Annotated in this window: 17 protein-coding genes; 1 reads left to right on the top strand and 16 read right to left on the bottom strand. The window is 66.6% G+C overall.

The genetic code is table 11. The features are described 5' to 3' along the window. Nucleotides 1-317: 317 nt before the first annotated feature. The 11 genes from F2P45_RS05070 to F2P45_RS05020 all read right to left on the bottom strand — a co-directional run bounded on the left by F2P45_RS05070 (nt 318) and on the right by F2P45_RS05020 (nt 14,171). Nucleotides 318-2,804, bottom strand: coding sequence for a glycoside hydrolase family 3 protein (locus F2P45_RS05070; protein ID WP_166871084.1), 2,487 nt, complete (start codon nt 2,802-2,804; stop codon nt 318-320). Between the two features lie 168 nt (nt 2,805-2,972). Beyond that, entirely contained in the window at nt 2,973-3,995 is a 1,023-nt protein-coding gene (locus tag F2P45_RS05065; RefSeq protein ID WP_166871082.1) for a LacI family DNA-binding transcriptional regulator, read from the bottom strand. A gap of 131 nt (nt 3,996-4,126) precedes the next feature. Further along, nucleotides 4,127-5,179, bottom strand: a complete 1,053-nt coding sequence (locus F2P45_RS05060; RefSeq protein WP_166871081.1) for an ABC transporter ATP-binding protein — start codon at nt 5,177-5,179, stop codon at nt 4,127-4,129. 3 nt (nt 5,180-5,182) lie between these two features. Then, nucleotides 5,183-6,055: a carbohydrate ABC transporter permease gene (locus F2P45_RS05055; RefSeq protein ID WP_166871079.1), complete on the bottom strand. Its 873-nt coding sequence runs from the start codon at nt 6,053-6,055 to the stop codon at nt 5,183-5,185. Beyond that, on the bottom strand, nt 6,052-6,945 hold the full coding sequence (locus F2P45_RS05050) for a carbohydrate ABC transporter permease (RefSeq protein WP_166871078.1): 894 nt from the start codon (nt 6,943-6,945) through the stop codon (nt 6,052-6,054). Before F2P45_RS05050 ends, F2P45_RS05055 begins: the two co-directional genes overlap by 4 nt. A gap of 4 nt (nt 6,946-6,949) precedes the next feature. Continuing rightward, a complete protein-coding gene (locus F2P45_RS05045; RefSeq protein ID WP_166871077.1) occupies nt 6,950-8,215 on the bottom strand; it encodes an ABC transporter substrate-binding protein in 1,266 nt (421 codons plus the stop codon). Between the two features lie 212 nt (nt 8,216-8,427). Further along, entirely contained in the window at nt 8,428-8,913 is a 486-nt protein-coding gene (locus F2P45_RS35425) for a hypothetical protein (RefSeq protein WP_187367142.1), read from the bottom strand. A gap of 119 nt (nt 8,914-9,032) precedes the next feature. Continuing rightward, entirely contained in the window at nt 9,033-9,656 is a 624-nt protein-coding gene (yfcF, locus tag F2P45_RS05035; RefSeq protein WP_166871075.1) for a glutathione transferase, read from the bottom strand. A gap of 78 nt (nt 9,657-9,734) precedes the next feature. After that, entirely contained in the window at nt 9,735-10,607 is an 873-nt protein-coding gene (locus F2P45_RS05030) for an outer envelope protein (protein ID WP_166871074.1), read from the bottom strand. Nucleotides 10,608-10,657: 50 nt separating this feature from the next. Beyond that, nucleotides 10,658-12,697, bottom strand: a complete 2,040-nt coding sequence (locus tag F2P45_RS05025; RefSeq protein ID WP_229504918.1) for a methyl-accepting chemotaxis protein — start codon at nt 12,695-12,697, stop codon at nt 10,658-10,660. A gap of 148 nt (nt 12,698-12,845) precedes the next feature. After that, a complete protein-coding gene (locus tag F2P45_RS05020; RefSeq protein ID WP_166871073.1) occupies nt 12,846-14,171 on the bottom strand; it encodes an NCS2 family permease in 1,326 nt (441 codons plus the stop codon). Nucleotides 14,172-14,465: 294 nt separating this feature from the next. Here F2P45_RS05020 and F2P45_RS05015 point away from each other — a divergent pair, with 294 nt between their 5' ends. Further along, complete coding sequence (locus F2P45_RS05015) at nt 14,466-15,614, top strand: ABC transporter substrate-binding protein (RefSeq protein WP_166871071.1); 1,149 nt, start codon at nt 14,466-14,468, stop codon at nt 15,612-15,614. A gap of 14 nt (nt 15,615-15,628) precedes the next feature. Here the strand turns inward: F2P45_RS05015 and F2P45_RS05010 are convergent, their stop codons facing one another. From F2P45_RS05010 to F2P45_RS04990, 5 genes are all read right to left on the bottom strand, one after another. Next, nucleotides 15,629-16,258 (bottom strand): GH25 family lysozyme, encoded by a 630-nt coding sequence (locus F2P45_RS05010; RefSeq protein ID WP_166871070.1) that lies wholly within the window; start codon nt 16,256-16,258, stop codon nt 15,629-15,631. 167 nt (nt 16,259-16,425) lie between these two features. Beyond that, nucleotides 16,426-17,472, bottom strand: a complete 1,047-nt coding sequence (locus tag F2P45_RS05005) for an Rpn family recombination-promoting nuclease/putative transposase (protein WP_166871069.1) — start codon at nt 17,470-17,472, stop codon at nt 16,426-16,428. An 81-nt stretch (nt 17,473-17,553) separates the two neighbouring features. Next, nucleotides 17,554-18,087: a hypothetical protein gene (locus F2P45_RS05000; RefSeq protein ID WP_166871067.1), complete on the bottom strand. Its 534-nt coding sequence runs from the start codon at nt 18,085-18,087 to the stop codon at nt 17,554-17,556. Next, nucleotides 18,084-19,475 carry a peptidylprolyl isomerase gene (locus F2P45_RS04995; protein ID WP_229504917.1) on the bottom strand — a complete coding sequence of 464 codons (1,392 nt, stop codon included), beginning with the start codon at nt 19,473-19,475 and terminating at the stop codon, nt 18,084-18,086. Before F2P45_RS04995 ends, F2P45_RS05000 begins: the two co-directional genes overlap by 4 nt. Next, a complete protein-coding gene (locus F2P45_RS04990) occupies nt 19,472-20,494 on the bottom strand; it encodes a phospholipase C/P1 nuclease family protein (protein ID WP_166871066.1) in 1,023 nt (340 codons plus the stop codon). Before F2P45_RS04990 ends, F2P45_RS04995 begins: the two co-directional genes overlap by 4 nt. Nucleotides 20,495-20,571 lie beyond the last annotated feature (77 nt).

The raw sequence follows: 20,571 nt of genomic DNA, 5'->3' as shown, positions 1-20,571 counted from the left end.
GATCAAGCCCCCTTTCATCTGTTCCGACAACATCGCCGGCACACCGAGGAACGCGGGAGACTTTTGCGCGACCGGATACGTGGGTATCCAGGCCGCGCAAACGCCGGCCATGGCCTTGCGGACCGGCGCCTGTCCGCAAGCGGACAAGCGAGGTTCGGCCGGGCCGTGTACGTACGCGCGGCACCGCCGCGCAGCCGGAATGATACCCGACGCGCCGCACACGGCTGCGCGAGCGGCCACTTCTGGCGTGCGCCCGGATGGCGCCCGCCCCGACCCGATCCGCATGCGCGGGCGCCGGTTCGGGGGGACGCCGGCACTCACTTCAGGTCGGCGCACTTGAGCGCATCCTTCTCGAGCGCGGCGCCGCCGGCCACCTCGATATTGGCAAAGGCCGCGTTAAAGGCCGCGTCGCTGGCCACCGCGAACGGGGTTTGCACCTTGGCCAGGTCGGCGCCTTTGGCCGTGAAGCAGGCCAGCGGAATCCTGACGGTCTGCTTGGCCTTGCCCACCAGGCCCTTGAACACCGCCGTCAGGTCGAGCGCTGCGCCGTCCATCGACACCAGTACCTTGCCGGCCGGCGCGCTGGTGACGATGGTATCGAACTGCAGCGCCCCATCCTTCGTCGCAAACGCCGGCAAGGCAATCGCCTTGGAACCATGCGCTTCGAGGCGCGCCGGACCGCTCCAGAAGACGTTCTTGGCATCCTGCTGGGTGTTGACCTGGGAGGTCTCGATCTTCACGCCGGGCTGGGTGACGGTCTTGTTCAAGTCGGCGCCGAGCGCGCTGCGCTGCTCGCCCGCCACCACGTACAGCGGCCAGGTGGCGCGGTCCGACTGGTTGAATACCGGGTACAGGTTGGTCACGCCGCAGCCGCCGTCGGCATAGCTGGCGTCGAGCTGGCCGACCTTGTGTTTGCTGGCGTAGGTCAGGCCGTAGCCGGTCTTGAACAGCGGCGCGTAATCGGCGTCGCCCACGTTCACCGTCGCCTGGCAGATCGATTTGGGCCACGAGAACGACAGCTTGCCCTTGAAGCCATGGGTTCCCTTGAACAGCACATCGGCCACGCCCTTGCCTTCCGAGCCAGGCAGCCAGGCGGCGACAAAACTGTCGGACAGATTCATCAGGTCATTTGTATACAACGCGCGGCCCGCGACCAGCACCGTGACCACCGGCTTGCCCTTGCCGGCGACGGCTTTCAGCACGGCCAGGTCTTCCGGATGGCGTCCGCTGTGGCGCAAGGTGCCGGACGGGCCGATATCGCCGCCGAACTCCGCGTACGGGGTTTCGCCGATGACCGCCACCACGGTATCGAAGGCGGCCACGTCGACGCCCTCGCCGGTGGCGCTGTAGCTCACGTTGGCGGCGCCGGCGGCGTCCTTGATGCCGGCCAGGATGGTCTCGCCGTTGGGGAAGTCGCTGTTCTTGTTGTCGGTGCCGTGCCAGGTCAGCGACCAGCCGCCGGTTTGCAGCGACAGGTCGTCGGCGCTTTTACCGACCACCAGGATCTTCTTGCCGCGTGCGAGCGGCAGCGCGCCGCCGTCGTTCTTGAGCAGCACCAGCGACTCGCGCACCATCTGGCGCGCCAGCGCGCGCGCCTGCAGCGCGTCAAGCTTGCCGGCGTATTTGCCGGACGACGGCTTGTGTCCGAACAGGCCCGCGCGCAGCTTCACGCGCAGGATGCGGGTGACGGCGTCGTCGATGCGCGCCATCGGAATCTCGCCCGCTTCCACCTGCTTGATGGTGTTGGCGATGAAGGCTTTCCAGTCGTTCGGCACCATGACCATGTCGATGCCGGCGTTGATCGCCTGGGCGCAGCTGTCGTTGCGGCAGCCCTTGACCTGGCCGATGCCGTCCCAGTCGCTCACCACCAGGCCGTCGAAGCCCATGTTGGTCTTGAGGATATCCGTCAGCAGCACTTTGCTGCCGTGGACCTTGCCGTGATCAAGGCCGGTCGACACGTCGACCCAGCTGTTGAACGAGGCCATGACCGTCTGCGCACCGGCGTCCAGCGCGCTGTAGTAGCCGGCGCCGTGGATATTCATCATCTGCGCGGGCGTCGCCTTTGTGACGCCCTGGTCCTTGCCCTGGTCGGTGCCGCCGTCGCCCATGAAGTGCTTGGCGGTGGCGACCACGTTGGCGTCGTCGCGGAATTTGCCCTGCATGCCGCGCACGTACTCGGCGGCGTAGCTGTTGACCAGCGCCGGATCTTCCGAAAAGCTCTCGTAGGTGCGGCCCCAGCGATCGTCGCGCGTGACCGCGACCGTCGGTGCGAACACCCAGTTAATGCCGGTCGCGCGCACTGCCTTGCCGACCGCCTCGCCCATTTGCAGCGCGAGCTTCTTGTTATGCGCCGCGCCCAGGCCGATATTGTGCGGGAACAGAGTCGCGCCGTAGACGTTGCTGTTGCCGTGCATGGCGTCGATGCCCCAGATGACCGGCACCTTGACTTTCATGTCGGTGTTCATCGAAGCGTCGTAGAACTTGTCGGCCAGCGCCACCCACTCGGCCGGGGTGGCGTACTTGTTCCCGTTCGGCCAGCTGCCGCCGCCGTTCAATACGGAGCCGATGTAGAACTCGCGCACCTGGTCGGGCGTGATGGCCTTGATTTCGGGCTGGGTCATCTGGCCGACTTTTTGCGCGAGCGTCATGCCGGCCACGATGCCGGCCACTTTGGCTTCGAGCGCGGCGTCCGGGGCGACGGCGCTGCGTACGCGCGGCCAGTCGGTCAGGGTTTGGGGAGCGGCGCCGGCGTGGCTGGCGTGCAGCAGCGCGATGGCTGCGATAAGACAGGATTGCTTGATCATGGTGTCAGTGCGAAAAAGTGGAAATGCCTGGCGGTGGAAACCGGTACCAGGGTCCGTTCTGCTGCTGCCAGAAGTTGGAAACGCTCCCAACCGAAGATCAATAGTGCGATGATGAAGGAATTTTGTCAATCATAAGATTGCGTAAATCGGCGGCCAGGCCGCCCCGGCCTACTCCGCGCGGCGCTTGGCCGGCTTGCCCAGCGAGGCCCGCGCGGTGACGCTGATCGCAAACTCGCGCGCCACCGGATGCGTGCTGCCGTAGCAGCGATTGAGCAGCGCATTGAGCCCGTTCAGGGTCACGTCGCGCCATGGAATGTGCACCGACGTCAGGCGCGGCGCCGAAAACTGCGCGCTCGGCGTATCGTCGTAGCCGAGCACCGAGACGTCGCCCGGCACCGACAGCCCCGCGTCCTGGAAGTACGACAAGGCGCCGACCGCCATTTCGTCATTGGCGCAAAACAGGGCCGTGAACGTGTGCCCGGACGCGACCAGTTCGGCCGCCGCGTCCCACCCGCCCTGAGGCGAAAAGTCGCTCTCGGCCACCCACATCTTGTCGGTGGCGATGCCGTTGCGCTCCAACTCGCCCATGAAGCCGGCGATGCGCTCGACGTTGTCGGGCGAGGTCGATGGCCCGGCGATCACGGCGATCTTGCGGTGGCGGTGCTCCAGCAGCGCGCGCGCCGCCGCGATGCCGCCCTGCGTGTGGTCGGCCGAAAAGCACTGTTCGGGAATGCTCTCGTGACTGTGCCCCAGCACCACCACGCGCGACTGCTTGGGTCCGAGCGCGGCGATGTCGTCGTCGGTCAGGAGATTGGTCAGCAAGATCAGGCCGTCGCAACCGCGCTCCATCAGGAAGTCGATGCCTTCGATGGCCTGGCGCCGCGCATCGCCCGAGCCGACCCCGAACGCGACCACCATGTGCAGGCCGGCCGCGCGCAGCGCCGTGTCGATCGACTGCAGGATGGGGGTGTAGAAGGTGCCCTTGAGGACCGGAATGTACACGCCGATCATTTGCGAGGTGCCCGACAACAGCGAGCGCGCCGCGTGCGACGGCCGGAAATCGAGTTCCGCGATGGCTTTCCTGACCCGTTCGAGCGTCGCCGGCGAGACCGAGCCCTTGCCGCTGACCACGCGCGACGCGGTTCCCAGGCCTACGCCGGCAAGGCGTGCTACGTCTTTGATATTGGCCACGGCATCCTTTGCTTGTTCAATTCAAGACCATCAGTTTAGTAAATACAGCGGAAGCATACCGCAAACGGCGAATTATGCATGGCCCGCGCCCGCCTTTCCAGTCCGAATTGCAGTCCCAGTGCCAGTCCCGATCACAGGCGCTGTTCGCTGGCCTTGTCGAACAGCGACACGCGCGCCGCGTCGACCGCGAAGCGCACCGTCTCGCCCAGCGCGAACACGCGCGTGTCGTTGACGATGGCCGAAAGCTGCTGGCCGGCGGTGGCGACCCACACGATCTGGTGGTTGCCCATCGGTTCGACCAGCGCCACCTTGCCTTCGAGCGCGCCGTCGTCGGCGATGCGAATGTGTTCGGGGCGGATGCCCAGCACCAGCGCCTGGCCCGCCGCCGCCCCTGCCGCGCCGCCTTCCAGGCGAAAGCCGTTGCCGGCAAAGCAGCCATCCAGGTCGAGCGCGCCGTCGATGAAATTCATCGACGGCGAACCGAGAAAGCCGGCCACGAACAGGTTGGCCGGCCGTTCGTAGACGTCGGCCGGGGCGCCGATCTGCTGGATTTTACCGGCGCGCATGACCACGATGCGGGTGGCCAGGGTCATCGCCTCGACCTGGTCGTGGGTCACGTAGATCATGGTCGAGCGCAGGTTCTGGTGCAGCAGTTTGAGTTCGCGCCGCAGTTCGGCGCGCAGCTTGGCGTCCAGGTTCGAGAGCGGTTCGTCGAACAGGAACACGCCCGCTTCGCGCACCAGCGCGCGCCCGATCGCCACGCGCTGGCGCTGCCCGCCCGACAGCTGCGCCGGTTTGCGCGCCAGCAGCGGCCCCAGATGCAGCATGTCGGCGGCGCGCTTGACGCGGCGCGCAATCTCCGCCTTGGGCGTGCCGTTGATGCGCAGCCCGAACGACATGTTCTTTTCCACCGTCATGGTCGGATACAGCGCGTACGACTGGAACACCATGCCGATGTGGCGCTCGCTCGGGTCGGCATCGGTCATGTCTTCGCCGCCGATTTCCACCGTGCCGGCGCTGACGTCGATCAGCCCGGCGATGCTGTGCAACAGGGTCGATTTTCCGCAGCCGGAAGGCCCCAGCAGCACCAGGAATTCGCCCTCCTCCACCGCCAGGTCGAGGTCCTTGATAATCTCGTTGCCACCCAGGGTGATGCACAGCTTGCGGATACAGACATTCGACATGGATTACCCTTTTACCGCGCCGGCGGCGATTCCGCGCACGAACCAGCGCCCTGAGATGAAATAGATCGCCAGCGGCACCAGCGATGTGAGGATGGTGGCGGCCATGTTGACGTTGTACAGGCGCGTGCCGGTGGTGGTGTTGATCACGTTATTGAGCTGCACCGTCATCGGCGCGTTGTCGCGCCCCGCGAACACCAGTCCCAGGATGTAATCGTTCCACACGCCGGTGACCTGCATGATGGCGGCGACCACGATGATCGGCAGCGACATCGGCAGCATCACCCAGGCGAAGATGCGAAAGAAGCCGCCGCCGTCGATGCGCGCGGCCTGGAACAGTTCGTGCGGCACGGCCGCGTAGTAGTTCCGGAACAGCAGGGTCATCACCGGCATGGCGAAGATCATGTGCACCAGCACGATGCCCGGCAGCGACCCGAACACCCCGAACGCGGCCAGCACCCGCACCAGCGGATAGATCATCACCTGCAGCGGGATGAAGGCGCCGATCATCAGTATCCCGAACAGCAGCGAGGCGCCGCGCGGCTTCCAGAACGAGAGCGCATAGCCGTTCAAGGCGCCGAGCAGGATCGGCAGAATGGTGCTCGGCACGGTGATCGCCACCGAATTCCAGAAGCCGCCGCGGATGCCTTCGCACGAGGCGCCGGTGCAGGCGCCGCTCCAGGCGCTGCGCCACGGCTCGAAGGTGATCTGCAGCGGCAGCGCGAAGATGTTCCCGAGCCGGATTTCTTCCATCGGCTTGACCGAGGTAACCAGCATCACGTACAGCGGCAGCAGGAAGAACAGCGCGGCGGTGAGCAGAAAGGCATAGATGCCGACGCGCGCCGGGTTGACGAATTTGTACGAGGAGCGGCGCTTCATGCACGCCCCTTGCGGCTGCGCGCATACGCGTACGGCACCAGCATGGCCAGCACCGGCACCAGCAGCACCACCGCGCCGGCCGAGGCCAGGGCGATGTTGGCGCGCCCGAACAGGTGGTCCATGATGAACTTGGCCGGCACTTCGCTGGCCGTGCCGGGACCGCCCTGGGTCATGGCGACGACCGCGTCGAACAGCTTGACCACGGCGGTCGTGAGCAGCAGCAGCACGGTGGCGATGGTCGGCCACATCATCGGCAGCACGATCGACAGGTACACGCGCCAGGCGGGAATGCCGTCGAGCCGCGCGGCCTTCCAGATTTCGCCGTCGATACCGCGCAGGCCGGCCAGCATCATCGCCATCACCAGGCCGGAGGCCTGCCACACGGTGGCGATGACCACCGTGTACATGACCATGTCCTGGTCGACGATCCAGTCGAACGAAAAACCGGCGAACCCGAACTGGTGCGCGGCTTGTTCGATGCCGTTGCCGGGCGTGAGCATCCATTGCCAGACCAGGCCCGTGGCGACGAACGACATCGCGTACGGATACAGGAAGATCGTGCGCAGCACGCCTTCGCCGGTCACGTTCTGGTCGATGAACACGGCCAGCAGGAAGCCGATCACCAGGCAGGCGCCGATGAACAGCACGCCGTACAGGGCCAGGTTATTGAGCGAGAGCAGCCAGCGTTCGTTCTCGAACAGGCGCGTGTACTGCGCCATGCCGACCAAGGTATCGGACGGGAAGCTGCGCGAGTTGGTCAGCGAAATGCGCAGCGACCAGAGCACCGTGCCGAGGTAGCCGACGATGACGGTCAGCGCCATCGGCAGCAGCGCGGCGAACGGGGTGACTTGCCTGGCGAATCTGTGAACCCGGGGATGGCGGTGGCGCATGGGGTCAGCGCTTCAAGGCGGCGGCGATGTTCTTCTGCGCCTTTTCGACCGGCATGGCGGTGTTCCAGTAGGCGGTCAGCACATCGACCAGCGCGCCGTTCTGGTCGGGCGTGAGGTATACCTCGCCGTTGCCGACGTGGCGCGTGCGGTCTTTCATCACCGTCATCGCGGCCTGGGTGCAGGCGTCGAGCGCGGAGGCGTCGACATCGGTGCGCACCGGCAGCGAGCCCTTGACCCGGTTGAAGGCGGCCAGCGTGCTTGGTGCGGTCATCACGCCGCCCAGCAGCTTTTGCGCCTTGAGCGTGTCGCCGCTGGCGCTCTTCGGGAAGATGAAGGCGTCGCCCTGGATCAGGAACGGGGCCTTGGGGCCGAAGCCGGTGATGCAGCCGTATTCCTTGCCGGCGGTGAGTCTGGCGGCGTTGAATTCGCCCTTGACCCAGTCGCCCATGATCTGCACGCCGGCCTTGTTATTGACCAGCAGCGCGCTGGCGTCGTTCCAGTTGCGCCCGGGCGAACCGGGATCGACGTAGGATTTCAGGCGCTTGAAGGCGACCAGCACCTGCCTGAACGGCTCGGAGGCGATGGCGCGCTGGTCGCGCTCGCGGAACACGCTCAGGTACAGATCCTTGCCGCCCACATTGGCCAGCACCGCCATGAAGACGATGTTCTCCTGCCACGACTGGCCGCCGTGCGCCAGCGGAATCAAACCGGCCGCCTTGAGCTTGTCGAGCGCGGCGAACAGTTCGTCCATGCTGGCCGGCTCCCTGGCGATGCCGGCTTTCGCAAACGCCGCCTTCGAGTACCAGATCCAGGTCGGCATGTGGACGTTCAGCGGCACCGCGTAGTAGTGGCCCTTGACCTTGATCACGTCGCGGATCGGCGCCGGCAGGGTCGTGTCCCAGCGCTCCCTGGCGGCGATGTCGTCGACGTTATTGAGCATGCCCTGTTCGACGATGTCGAGGAACTGCATGGAGGCGTTGAACTGGGCGGCGGTGGGCGGATTGCCGCCGACGATGCGGTTGACCGCCACCGCGCGCGCCTGTTCGTTGCCGGCGACGGCGGTATCGACCCAGACCCCGCCGGCGGCGCGGTAGGCGTCGGCGATGGTCTTGACGGCGGCCGATTCGCCGCCCGAGGTCCACCAGTGAATGACCTCGGCGCGGGGCGCGCCAGCCCGGGGCGCGCCGGCCGTGGGTGCCCCCGCGTGCGCCGTGGCGCAGGCGCCCAGCGCAAGCGCTGCCGCCAACGCCAGCTTGTGTGCTCTGTGCATCCTGTCTCCTTGTGTGCGGATCTGTGTCCGCTGGCCGGGATAACGTTAAATTGGAAACGTTACCATCTCGGGCACACGAATATAACACCCATCGATTTTCAGTGTCAACGAAATAACATCGTGCCGGAAAACCAAAAGGAGCGGATGAAAAATACGCCGCCGCATCGACGCATTGTTAACGTTTTGCAACAGTCAAATGCGCCGGCGGAGGTTTAGCGGAAGGTCGGACCGGCCGAATGGATGATGTCGCGCCAGGACGACGGCGCCGCCGGCGGCGCGCCAGGCACCATCAGGGGCACGCTGACCATGTCCGATTCGGCATCGGCGTCGCGCAAGGGCGACGGCAGCGCGGGAGCGGCGGCTTGCACGGCCGGCTCCGGCGCAGGGACGGCGGCGGCGGGAGCAGGTGCGGGAGCGGGAGCAGGTGCCGGCGGCGCTGCGGGGACGGGAGCGGGAGCGGGTGCCGCTGCGCGCGCCAGCGGCGCGGCAGGCGCGCGTACTGGCGGCACCGGGGTGGCGGGCAGATTGGTATAGGCTTCGTCGCTGACCCCGGAGCGCACCATGCCGCGCCGGTACGGGGTCGTGAGGACGCGCCCGGTCACGTCGAGCGGCACGCCACCCGAGGCCAGGTAAATTGCGGCTTGGTGTACCGATACGGTGTCCTTGAGAAGGATTGCCTTCTCAACCGTCGCGGCCATTGCATGATTCTTGCGTCGCTCTTCCATTGCTGCTCCCTTTCGGCAACAATATACAGCCCGATGGAATTCAACGCAATCCTTGCCGCCGACTTCCCGGGGTCAGCTCGTCCGGCGCCGTCCTAGGCGCTTGACTTGGCGATCCACTGGCGCACGCTGTCGCGCTGCCACTGCGCCGCGCACCAGGCTGTGAGCCGTTGCGGCACCGGGTCGCCGTTCAAGATCAGGCGGTTGAGCATCAGCGCCAGCTCGGTGTCGGCGATGCTCCATTGGCCGAACAGATGCTCTCCCTTGACCAGTTGATCGGCAATCGCGATCAGGCGCTCGGCCGCAGCCTGTGCGGCCTGCGTCAGCGGCGTGACCACCGGCGCATAAAACACCACCTCGGTCGAACGCTCGGCGCGCAGGGCCATCAGGTCGCTGCGCAACCAGGCCATGACCTGGCGCGCCCTGGCGCGCTGTTCCACTCCGGCCGGCAGCACGGCCGCGTAGGCCGGCGGCGGAAAGGCTTCTTCCAGGTATTCGACGATGGCGCTCGACTCGGCCAGCGCCAGCTCGCCGTGCACCAGCAGCGGCACGCGTCCAGTCAAGCCCAGGTCGCGGAACGGGGCCTGCTTGTGCTCGCCCTTGTCCAGGTCGACCGTGCGCAGCGTGAACGGCAGCTTTTTCTCGGCCAGGGTCTGGAACGCCGACAGCGCCCACGGGCTGGTGAAACGGCTGTCGACGTACAGGGTCAATTCTTGCATGAGTGGCTCCGGGGCAAAATGGGTTGGAAAGTCAGCCGCTCATCTTATAGTAGAACTTGCAACGTTGCCGGCACCCCATCAGAAGTGGTAGGCCACCCGTACCATCGGCGTCTTGGCACGGTAGCCTTTGCCGCCCGTGGTGGCTGCGGTATTGCCGAATTTGTTGTTCCAGTACTGGTATTCGAGGCCGACGCGGAAGGTGCGCTTCTTGTAGCCCATGGCGGCGCCGGCGTCGAACATGAGCTGCATGTCGATGTTGGTTTCGGCACCGGTGTCAGCCCCGGTTTCGCTCTTGCCCTTGGAGGCGATGACGTTGGCGTAGCCTTCGAAGGCCCACAGGGTGCCGACCGGGATGCCCCAGCTGGCGGCGAGCATCGGATGCAGGTCGTAGGTAGTGCGTCCGCGCACGTTGGAGACCGGCGGAAAGGCGCCGCTCGGCGCGTTGCTCTCGCGTAGCAGCAACAGGCTGGTCGACAGAAAACCGGGCACGTCCCACATCAAGGTGGGGCCGGCCACCAGCATCTGCTTGCGCGAGTTGTAGCCGACGTCGTTCTTGGTGTTCCAGTCGAAGCCGAGCGTCGCACCAAGCCCGCTGACCGGGCCGAACTTGATGGGGGCGCCGCGCAGCTTGCCAATGTCGAGCGTGTGGCGGTAGACCACGTAGGCTTCCTGGGCGCCGTCGGTCTGCTTGAGCGAGGCCGGGTCCTTGCTGTCGGAAACGAGCATGTCGAGATTGAAGAAATTGCGGCCGTACTGGTAGCCGCTGGCGTGGGTCAGCGCGAACACGTGCTTGCCGATGTTCTGGCTGTTGAATGGTTCGCGAAAGCGCTCGCCGGTGCGCCAGCTGATCGCGGTGTCGCTCCAGTCGGCCGCCTGGGCGGCGCCGCCGGCGACACTGGCCGCCGCGAGAAAGCACGCCGCGGGCAGGCGGCGCAGGTTGGTTGCGGTCATTGTCATTCCCCGGTTGAAGTCAAAGGTTGAAGTCGAAAAGCGGGCGGCGTTCAAAACGCTTCCCAGTCGTCGCCGGCGGGGGCGGACTTGGCTGGCGCTTTGGCGGCCGGTCTGGCGGCCGGTGTGGCGAGCGGCCTGGCGCCAGGTTTGGCGGCCGGGCGCGCCGCGCCGCGGGTGGCCGGCGCCGCTCGCGCGGCGGCGGCGCGCGCGGCTGGCGCCACGCTCTCGTCGAGCTTGAACACGCTGACCACCTCGGCCAGGGTCGCGGCCTGGTCCTGCAGCGACTTGGCGGCCGCGGCCGCTTCTTCCACCAGCGCGGCGTTCTGCTGGGTGGCGTCGTCCATGGCGCTGATCGAATGGTTGATCTGGCCGATGCCCTGGCTCTGCTCGAAACTGGCGGCGGCGATTTCGCTCATCAGGTCGGCCACCTGCTGCACCGAGGTGACGATCTGGTGCATGGTGACGCCGGCTTCGTCCACCAGCCTGCTGCCGGCATCGACCTTGGCCACCGAGTCGTCGATCAGGGTCTTGATTTCCTTGGCGGCGGCGGCCGAGCGCTGGGCCAGGTTGCGCACTTCGGACGCGACCACGGCAAAGCCTCGGCCCTGCTCGCCGGCGCGCGCCGCTTCCACGGCGGCATTCAGCGCCAGGATGTTGGTCTGGAAAGCGATGCCGTCGATGACGCCGATAATGTCGACGATCTTGCGCGAACTGTCGGTAATCGATCCCATCGTGCTGACCACCTGCCCGACCACCTGGCCGCCCTTGACGGCGTGCGAGGAAGCCGACACGACCAGCTGGTTGGCCTGGCTGGCGTTTTCGGCATTCTGCTTCACGGTCGAGGTCATCTGCTCCATGGCGGCGGCGGTTTCTTCCAGGCTCGACGCTTGCGCTTCGGTGCGGCCCGACAAGTCCATATTCCCGGCCGCGATTTCGCTCGACGCGGCGGCGATGGTTTCGGTGCTGCCGCGCACCTGGCTGATGGTCAGGTTGAGCGACGAGACGAAGCGGTTGAAGGCGTCGGCCAGTTCGCCCACCTCGTCGCCGCTCTCGACCGGCATCCGCCGGCTCAGGTCGCCATTGCCGCTGGCGATATCGCTCAGCATGGCGCTAGCGCGCGCCACCGGGCCGGCGATCGCGCGGCTGATCAGGAAGATGCCGAACAGGCCGATGCCGCCGCCGACCAGGGCCGCCGCCAGGGCCGAAATGGTGGCGTCGCGCGCGACGTTGCCCAGCACTTCGGCTTGCGGCACTTCGGCCACCACATACATGTTCAGTTCCGGCACATACGACGAGGCCAGGATGCGCGCGCCGCCCGCGCCGGTGCCGGCGGCATGCGCGAAGCGCGCGCCGCCCAGCAGGGTCTTGCCCAGTTGTTCGCTATAGCCGGGCAAGTCCTTGAGGAAGTGCTTGCCGTCGGCCAGGGCGGCGTCGCGGTGCACCAGCACGGTGCCGTTGGCACTGACCAGCGACACGAACCCGGTCTGGCCGACCTTGTAGGCGCGGATGGTGTCGGCCAGCGCCGCCACCGACAGGCCGACTCCGGCCACGCCCAGCTTGCCCGGCCCGGCGTCGGCACGCACATTGATGAACAACATGATGTCGGACGCGCCTTCCTTGTTCAGCACCAGGGAGTAGGGCTTGCCTTCGGCCAGGAAGCCGTGGAACCACTGGTCGTTGCCGCCCTCCTTGTCCACGGTGCGGGTCAGGCCCTGCTCGCTCATGTACTTGCCGGTCGCCTTCGAGACCCAGAATACGGTGACGGCCTTGTTCTTGGCCTTGACGCTCCCGGCGTAGGCCTTCCAGGCATCGATGCCGGTCTCGGGCAGGCCCTCGCCTTCCCAGGCGTGAATGTAGGTGTTGTTGGCCAGCGCCAGCGAGGCGCCCAGCGGCACCGAAATCTGGCGCAGCACGTCGTTGCGGATCTCGCCCACCAGCGACGGCAGTTCCTGCCCGACGACCCGTTCGCGGATCGCGCGGCTGGTCATGGTGACGCTCAGGGTGGAGGAAATGACAACGAACAACAGCAGGCAGGCTGCCATGCTCAGCATGAGTTTTTTCTGGATCGAGAGATGGCGCAGCAAGGTCAAGGCAGTGTCCTTTCGGTGACAGGCAGTCACAACACAAGAACATATTCCTGCCTGCCTTGCGCTGGGTCAAGACCAAACGCAATCGGGCGTGCTATCGCCCCGCGGAAGTGTTGCGTGCCTGTCGCAAGCTGGACAAACACACAATCTTTCAGCCTGCGCCGAGGTAGATGAATTTGAACAGGAACAATGCCGCGATCACCCACACGGCCGCCTTGACGTCGCGCGCGCGCCCGGTCAGCAGCTTGAGCACGGCGTAGGAAATGAAACCGAAAGCCACGCCGGTGGCGATCGAATACGTGAACGGCATGGCCAGCGCGGTGATCGCGGCGGGCACGCTTTCGGTGGTGTCGTTCCAGTCGATCTCGCCCAGTTCGCGCAGCATCAGGCAGGCCACGTACAGCAGCGCCGGGGCGGTGGCGTAGGCCGGCACCACCGCCGCCAGCGGCGACAGGAACAGGCAGCCGAGGAACAGGATGGCGACCGCCACCGCGGTCAGGCCGGTGCGTCCGCCGGCCTGGACCCCGGCCGCGCTTTCGATGTAGGCCGTGGTGCTCGAGGTGCCCAGGGCGGCCCCGGCCACGATGGCGCAGCTGTCGGCCATCAGGGCCTTGTTCATGCGCGCCATCTTGCCGTCGACCAGCAGGCCGGCGCGGCTGGCCACGCCCATCAGGGTGCCGGTGGCGTCGAACAGTTCGACCAGGAAGAACACCAGCACCACGTTCAAGATCCCGACCGAGAGCGCACCCATGATGTCGAGCTTGAACAGGGTGGGCGCCAGCGACGGCGGGACCGACACCAGGCCGCCGAACTTGTTACCGGCGAAGAAAAAACTGAGCAAGGTGACCAGCAGGATGCCGATCAGGATCGCGCCTTTGACCTTGAGTTTGTCGAGCGCGACGATGGCGAAAAATCCGATGATCGCCAGCAAGGCCGGGGCCGAATGCAAGTCGCCCATGGTGACCATGGTGTCCTTGTTGGCCACCACGATGCCGGCATTGTGCAGCGCGATCAGGCCGAGGAACAGGCCGATCCCCACCGCGATGGCGATCCGGATCGAGGCCGGAATGCCGTTGATGATCATTTCGCGCAGGCGAAACAGGCTCACCAGCAAGAACAGGCAGCCGGAAATGAACACCGCGCCCAGCGCCACCTCCCACGACAAGCCCATCTGCTTGACCACGATGAAGGCGAAATAGGCGTTCAAGCCCATCCCCGGCGCCAGCGCGATCGGATAGTTGGCGTACAGGCCCATGATCAGGCTGCCGATGGCGGCGGCCAGGCAGGTGGCCACGAACACGGCATCGGTCGGCATGCCGGCGCTGCCGAGGATCGAGGGGTTGACGAAGATGATGTAGGCCATCGTCAGGAACGTGGTCAGCCCGGCCAGCAGCTCGGTGCGGACGTCGGTTCCGTGCTCCTTGAGTTTGAAATGGTTTTCAAGAAAGGACAAGATGGTCTCCTGGTGTAGTTGCATGATAAATAGTACAGCCGGTTAGTGCAGCCGGTTTACTGCCGGGGGCCATATCGTACCCGCTAGCAGCCATTCGCATGCAAAGTGCATGGCAAGCGCCGCCGTGTGTCGTGGGCTGACGCAAATACAACAGTTCAATTGTTGCATCAACGCAAATTTGCCTTAAACTAAAGCGCCCTTGCCAAGAACGCTATTAATTTGCGCAACGTTGGGCGCGCGACCATGATGCTGCGCGGCCGTATCCGGAGTCCCCCTCAGCAGTTTGCCCCTTACAGAACAGAAGGAAAAGGATCACGCATGAAACTTAGCCATATCGGATTCGCAGCGGCCACGCTGTGCCTCGCCAGCGCCACGTTCGCGGCCGACACCATCAAGATCGGCGCGCTGTTGCCGCTGACGGGCGGCTCGGCCCCGCTGGGCCTGGCGGTACGCGACGGCCAGCGCCTCGCGGTGGCCAACATCAATGCCCGGGGCGGCGTGATGGGGCGCAATCTGGAACTGGTCGAGCTGAACGACGAAAGCAAACCCGAACTGGCGGAGAAGAACATGCAGTCGCTGCTGGCCAAGGGCGTGGTGGCCTGTTCCTGCGGCGTGAACACGGGCGTGGTGCTGGCCTACCAGCCGGCGATGCAGAAAGCCAAGCTGCCGAATATCGTGCCGGCCTCGGCCGGCACCAAACTGACCAAGGCTTTCCAGAACGCGCCGGAAGGCAATTTCACCTTCCGCGTGCAAGCGTCGGACACCTTGCAGGCGCAGATGATGGTCGACTATGCGGTCAAGAAGGGCCACAAGAAAATCGCGCTGCTGCACGACACCACGCCCTACGGCACCGGCGGGCACGACGACATGGTCAAGCAGTTGCTCACCCATGATGTGAAAGCGGTGTCGGTTGGCAGCTTCAAGATCGGCGACGCCGATATGTCGGCCCAGCTGGCCAAGGCCAGGGAAGCGGGTGCGACCGTGCTCCTGGTGTACGGCATCGGCACCGAGCAGGGCCATATCGCCGCCAGCGGCGCCAAGCTGGGCATGCAGCTGCCGATCATCGGCTCATGGGCCAACGCCACCGATTCCTTCCTCAACGTGGCCGCCGCCCATGCCGAGGGAGCGATCTCGCCGCAGACCTTCGTGGAAGGCGCCACCTCGACGGCCGGGCGCGAATTCGAAGCGGCCTACCGCAGCCAGTACAAGCGCGCGCGCATGACCAACCCGACCGCCGTGGCCGGCGGGCACGACTCGATCCTGCTGCTGGCCGCCGCCATCCGCCAGGCCAACAGCACCGACGGCGCCAAGATCAAGGCCGCGCTGGAACGGCTGGGCACCACGGTGCCGGGCGCGATTGCCACCTACAACAAGCCGTTCTCGGAAGATGATCACGAAGGCATCAACCTGAGCAGCGCAGTGATGGCAATCTGGAAAAAAGGCGCGATCGTGCGCGCGCCGCTGTAACGCTGGCGAAGCGCTCAGGAGGCTGGCCGGCCCAGCTGCGCCAGCGCCTGGGCGGTGCCGTTGAACAGGTCCAGGTCGACCGCGCCGGCAATACCGTCCACCTTGCCGGTTTGCGCGTGCTGCCAGATGGCGTAGCCGCTCACGCCGTGCGGCAGGACGGGCGCGGCGGCGCTGGTGTACTCGGCGATCCAGAGCGGATAGGCGCACAGCGCGGCGCTGCCGGCCAGGTTGCTGTTCCAGAACGAGAGCGAGGAATAGATCAGCGGTGTGCAGCCGAGCGCCTGTTGGACCTCGCTCAGCCATGACAGCGCAGCGCTGTCGATGGCCGCGCATTGCATGCCGCAGGCGGTTTCGACATCGAGCATGGGTGGCAGGTCGCCTGCTTGCACCGGACCGAGCACGCTCAGGAAATGGCGCGCCTGCTCGCCCGCATCCACATCCGCATGCAGGAAGTGATACGCCCCGCGCGCGATGCCGGCGGCGCGCATGGCCGGGTAGTTGGCGCTGAACAGGGGATCGGTGACGCTGCCGCCTTCACTGGCCTTGGCGTAGGCAAACGCAATGCCCTGCTGCGCGACCGTGGGCCAGTCGATCTTGCCCTGGAAATGCGAGACGTCGATCCCCTTCAAGAAGGCGTTGCTCATGCGTGGCTTCCTTTCTGGAGCCGCGCACGGCGCCGTTGGTGAGATGGCTCGGAGAGTGCCGCAAGGTAAGGAACAGCGCGCGCAAGCGCGTGTATCGCTGATGCCTTTTTCAGATTACCACGCCTTCCACCAATGCACCAATGACGCCGATGTTCGCGCAAGCGCGTCTAGCCAGGCGTCTTGTCGTCACCAAACACAGCCGCCAGACCGGGCGCGTCGAGACTGCGCGCGAACCATAGTTCAAGCTCGTCCTTCGCGGCCTGGGAGATACGCTGCGCCGCCGGCGTCGGCAAGTCGCCGAAGCGATTGCGCAGCAGGGCGCCGATCATCTTGCGCAGGGCGATGACCTGGCCGTCAGCCATGCCTTCCTTCCTGCCTTCTTCCTTGACTGCTTCCTTCGCCTTCTCCGTGATTTTCTCAAAATGAGCCAGGGCTTTTTGATAGCCCACCTCTTGCATCTGCTCGTCCCAGGTCAATGTTGACAGGTCGACGTCCATGTCACCCTCCTCTGCAGTATCCAGGTTAAACAATTGGGTATTGTCAGTCTTACGCGCCAGCAGCGCTTTCCACCACGCCCAGACCGAGGTCCGCAGGCTGGTCAGGGGCGTGTCCCTGAACCAGGTCTTCAGCGCCGGCACATGCGTCGTTAAGACATCGGGGAACGACGAAAGTTCAATCCGGAACAGCAGCGCCAGCAAATCGCCATTCGCGTCGAGCGCCGCCCGGTCCAGGCGGCGCTGGTCGATCAGCGCGTAGCGCTGGGACGGCTGCAAGGGCGCCAGCTCGGCGGTCGGCGCGATCAGCAACCCGCTCAGATCGCGGGGCGCGTTCCAGGGCGGCGCGCCGTTGTAGAACACCAGCGGCAGCACCGGCGGCAAACGCAATTGTGGTGACAGTTCATGGCGCTTGACCAGGTCCTGGCACAGCAAGCCGACGTAGGTCTGCATGCGCAGCGCCATGCAGTGGTCCACGCCGGACTGGAATTCGAGCAGGATGACCACGTCGTGGACCTGCTCGCCGAGCCGCACGCGCCAGACGACGTCGCCCTGGCGCGCCGACGGCCGCTCGCTCACATAGTCCGCATTGACCCGTTCGAGGGCCGACAGGGCGACGCCGTCAAGCAGGGTGAAGGAAGTAAAGCCCGTGATCAGTTCGCGCACCATTTCCGGGTGGGCAAACAAGGCGCGGTAGCCGAGGTCGTGATGAGCAGTCATGGCGCATCTTAGCCAGCACCCCTGCCCCGCCTTTGCGCTGGCTCAAACGTGCGCAAGGGCGTGCCGCGCCTTGCCCAGCGCTCAGTTGGGTATTGCGGCTGCGGGCTCGGCGATCTCGCGGCGCAGCTGTTCCAGGCGCCGGATCTTCTCTTCGACCCTGGCGATCTGCGCCGCCGGAATCCCGCTGGCGCGGGCACGCTCGACGTCAGCCTGCAAGCGCGGCACTTCGCGCTGCGCGGCGCTGGCGAAGGCGGCCATGACGCGCGCATCCTGGCCCGCTTCGTAGGCCCGGTACGCGTGGCGGTCGGCCAATTGGGCGGGGCTCGGTCCCGCCCAAGCAGCCGCCGGTGGCGCCAGCGGCGGCGTGCGCGGGTCGCCATGCAGGCGCGCAGCGGCCATGCTGTCGGCTGCCGTGACGGGCGCGGCGCGCGCCACCTCGCCGAACCATCCCGGCCCCGCCGCCTGGACGGTGCGGGCGGGCTGGGCCGCGGCAGGCGGCCCGGCCGCAGCCGCGTCCGGTGGCGCAGCCGCGGACGGTGCCGCGCCAGGCGGGCGCGCCAGCAGGGAGGCGGCAGCGGCGACCACCAGCGCCGCGAGCAGGGCGCCGCCCTTCATGCCGGCCCCGCCCCTGCCATCCCGGCCCTGGTGATCTCGATGCGCGCCTTGCGCAGCAGTTCAGACCGCAGCGCCGCCAACTGCGCCGCTGCCATCTCGCGCGCCACCGCGCGGCTGGCCACGTAGCGCACCGATTCCGAATCGGCCGCCTGGTAGCCTTGCACCCGTTCCTCGACCAGCACGATTTCCCATGGCGCATCACGGCCGGGGCCGGCCGGGGTGCGCACCGGCGCCGAGACCTGGCCTGGCGCCTGGGTGAACAGCAGATGCGCCAGCCAGCCGGGTTTGCCTGCGGGTTTGCTGTCATGCTGCACCCAGCCGAGCGCTCCGCCGGCGGCGGCGTCGGGCGCGATCGAGTGGCGCCGCGCCAGGTCGGCAAAATCGGCGCCGCCGGCCAGCGCGGCCGCCACCTTGCGCGCCGCCGCTTCATCGGGCAGGCGGATATGGCGCGCTCGCACCCGTTCGATGCGCACGAAATCCTCGCGGTGGCGCGCGTAGTAGGCACGCACCTGCCCGGCGCCGACCTGCGCGGCCAGGGTATCGAGCAGGCCGCTGCCGGCATGCTGGTCGTCGCCCATGCCGTGCAGGCGCATCAGCGCCTGTACATCGGCCTGGTCGGCCAGCACCCGGCGCAGGTCGGCCACGGACGCGGCGCCGAAGCGGCGCGCGCTCCAGTCCAGCACGTACCACGAGGCGACCTGCAGCCTGGCCTGCTGCTGCATGAAGTCCCGCTGGCGCGCGAACAGCGCCACCCTGCCCTGGACGTTCTGGCGCCGCGCCACATCGGCCAGGCTGATGCTGCCTTCGCCACCGCCCGGTTTGCCGAAGCGCAGCAGCACCAGCTTGCCTGCCTGCGCCAGCTGCGCCTCGCCCAGGCTGTCGTCGAGCCGCAGCGCACCGGGCTTGCCGAATACCGCGTCGAGCTCGGCGTCGCCCAATGGCGGCGCGGGCCGCAGCAGGCTGTCGAGGCCGGCGCCGGGCAGTTGCTGCAAATCCTGTTCCATCTCCTTGCCGTACAGGCTGCGCAAGGTGCTCACCAGCTGGTCGTCGATGCTCACCTCGCGCGCGAAGCCGACCCGCTGGCCGGCCCACAGCGCCGCTTCGCCAAAGCGCTTGCGCGCCTCCCCGGCCAGCAGGCGGTTGGCGATGAGGACATCGAGCGTGGCGCTGCGCTGCGCGTCCGGATCGCCGGCGCGCGCCATGCGCCAGCTGCTCTCGACACTGAACGCGAGCAGCGGCGCACCGTCGATGCGCGCCGCCGGCACGCTGGCCGGCGCAGCCTGGAGCGGCCCTGCCTGGAGCGGGGCAGCCGCGGCGGGCCAGGCGCACGCCACCCAGGCGGCGCCGGCCAGCGCGCGCAGCAGGCGCGCAAACGGCGCCGGCTTCAAATCGCCAGCCGCTCGGCGGCGCGGTTAAGTACGTGCACCACCATGGCGATCGAATGCGGCACCATGGCGCGCGCCACCGCGCGGCGGTCGGCGTGATCGGTCGACGACAGCACGATGCCGCCGTTGGCGTACGAATAACTGCCGCCCTGGGTCAGCAGCGCGCGGATATCGGCCGCGCCCGGTGCGAGCGGGGTAAAGCTGGCCAGCGCGCCGCGCACCAGCGCGGCATCGTTCAACTGTTCGCGGTCGTAGTAGTCGCCGACCCACTGTTCCCAGCCCGAGTGGCCATTGCCGGAGGTGCCCCAGGTGTGGTGCGGCTGGACCAGGTCGGTGGTGTGCAGCACGAAGCCGAGCGACTGCGCGGTCGGACGCGCCAGGAACTGCTGCCACCAGTACTGCCCGAGGTTGTCGATCGGCTGGAACGGCATCGATTCGAAGTCGGCGTACTGCTTGCTGGTGGAGGTCCCGCCCATGCGGTAGTTCGCTTCGGTCACGCCGAAGCTGTTGTACTTGCTGCTGTCGCCGAACCAGCCTTTCAGGCCGCCGGCGCCATCGTCCAGATAGTCGCCCACCAGCCAGCCGGCGGCCAGCTTGTCGATATCGCCGCGGTGGGTCAATCTGGCGTAGTTGTAGCCGCCGAAGGCGTTGCCGTGCACATCGCGTCCACCCGTGTGGTTCTGGAAGTGCCAGTACGAGGTGTAGTTGGCCAGCGAGGAGCCCAGGCCCCATACCGGCGCCATCTGGCAACTGCCGGTGGTGGCGCCGCACAGGTAGGTGTCGGCAAAATCATCGACGTCGTAGGCGCCCTGGCCCACGGCTTGGGCGAACTGGTCCATCGTGTAGCCGGCTTTGGCGACACCGGCGGCCAGCTTGGCGTAGTTGGTGGAGGATGGATTGTTCTTCATGAAGGTGATCGCATCGAGCACGATGCGGCGGTGCGTTTCTTGTTGCCATGCCTGGGCGGGTGCGCTGGCAAACAGGGCCAGCGCGAGGCTGGCGGCGAGCAGTGTCGGTTTCATCATGACTCCAGGGTGACGCCGGCGGTGATCACCGCATGGCTGGTTCGCGAAGGAAGAAATGTAAAAATGTAACGATG

Origin of the sequence: Massilia mucilaginosa (genome assembly GCF_011682145.1) — a bacterium.
In the GTDB taxonomy this organism is placed as follows: Bacteria; Pseudomonadota; Gammaproteobacteria; order Burkholderiales; family Burkholderiaceae_D; genus Telluria_A; species Telluria_A mucilaginosa.
Note: the sequence above shows the minus strand (reverse complement) of the source record. Positions and strands in the feature narration are given on the sequence as shown.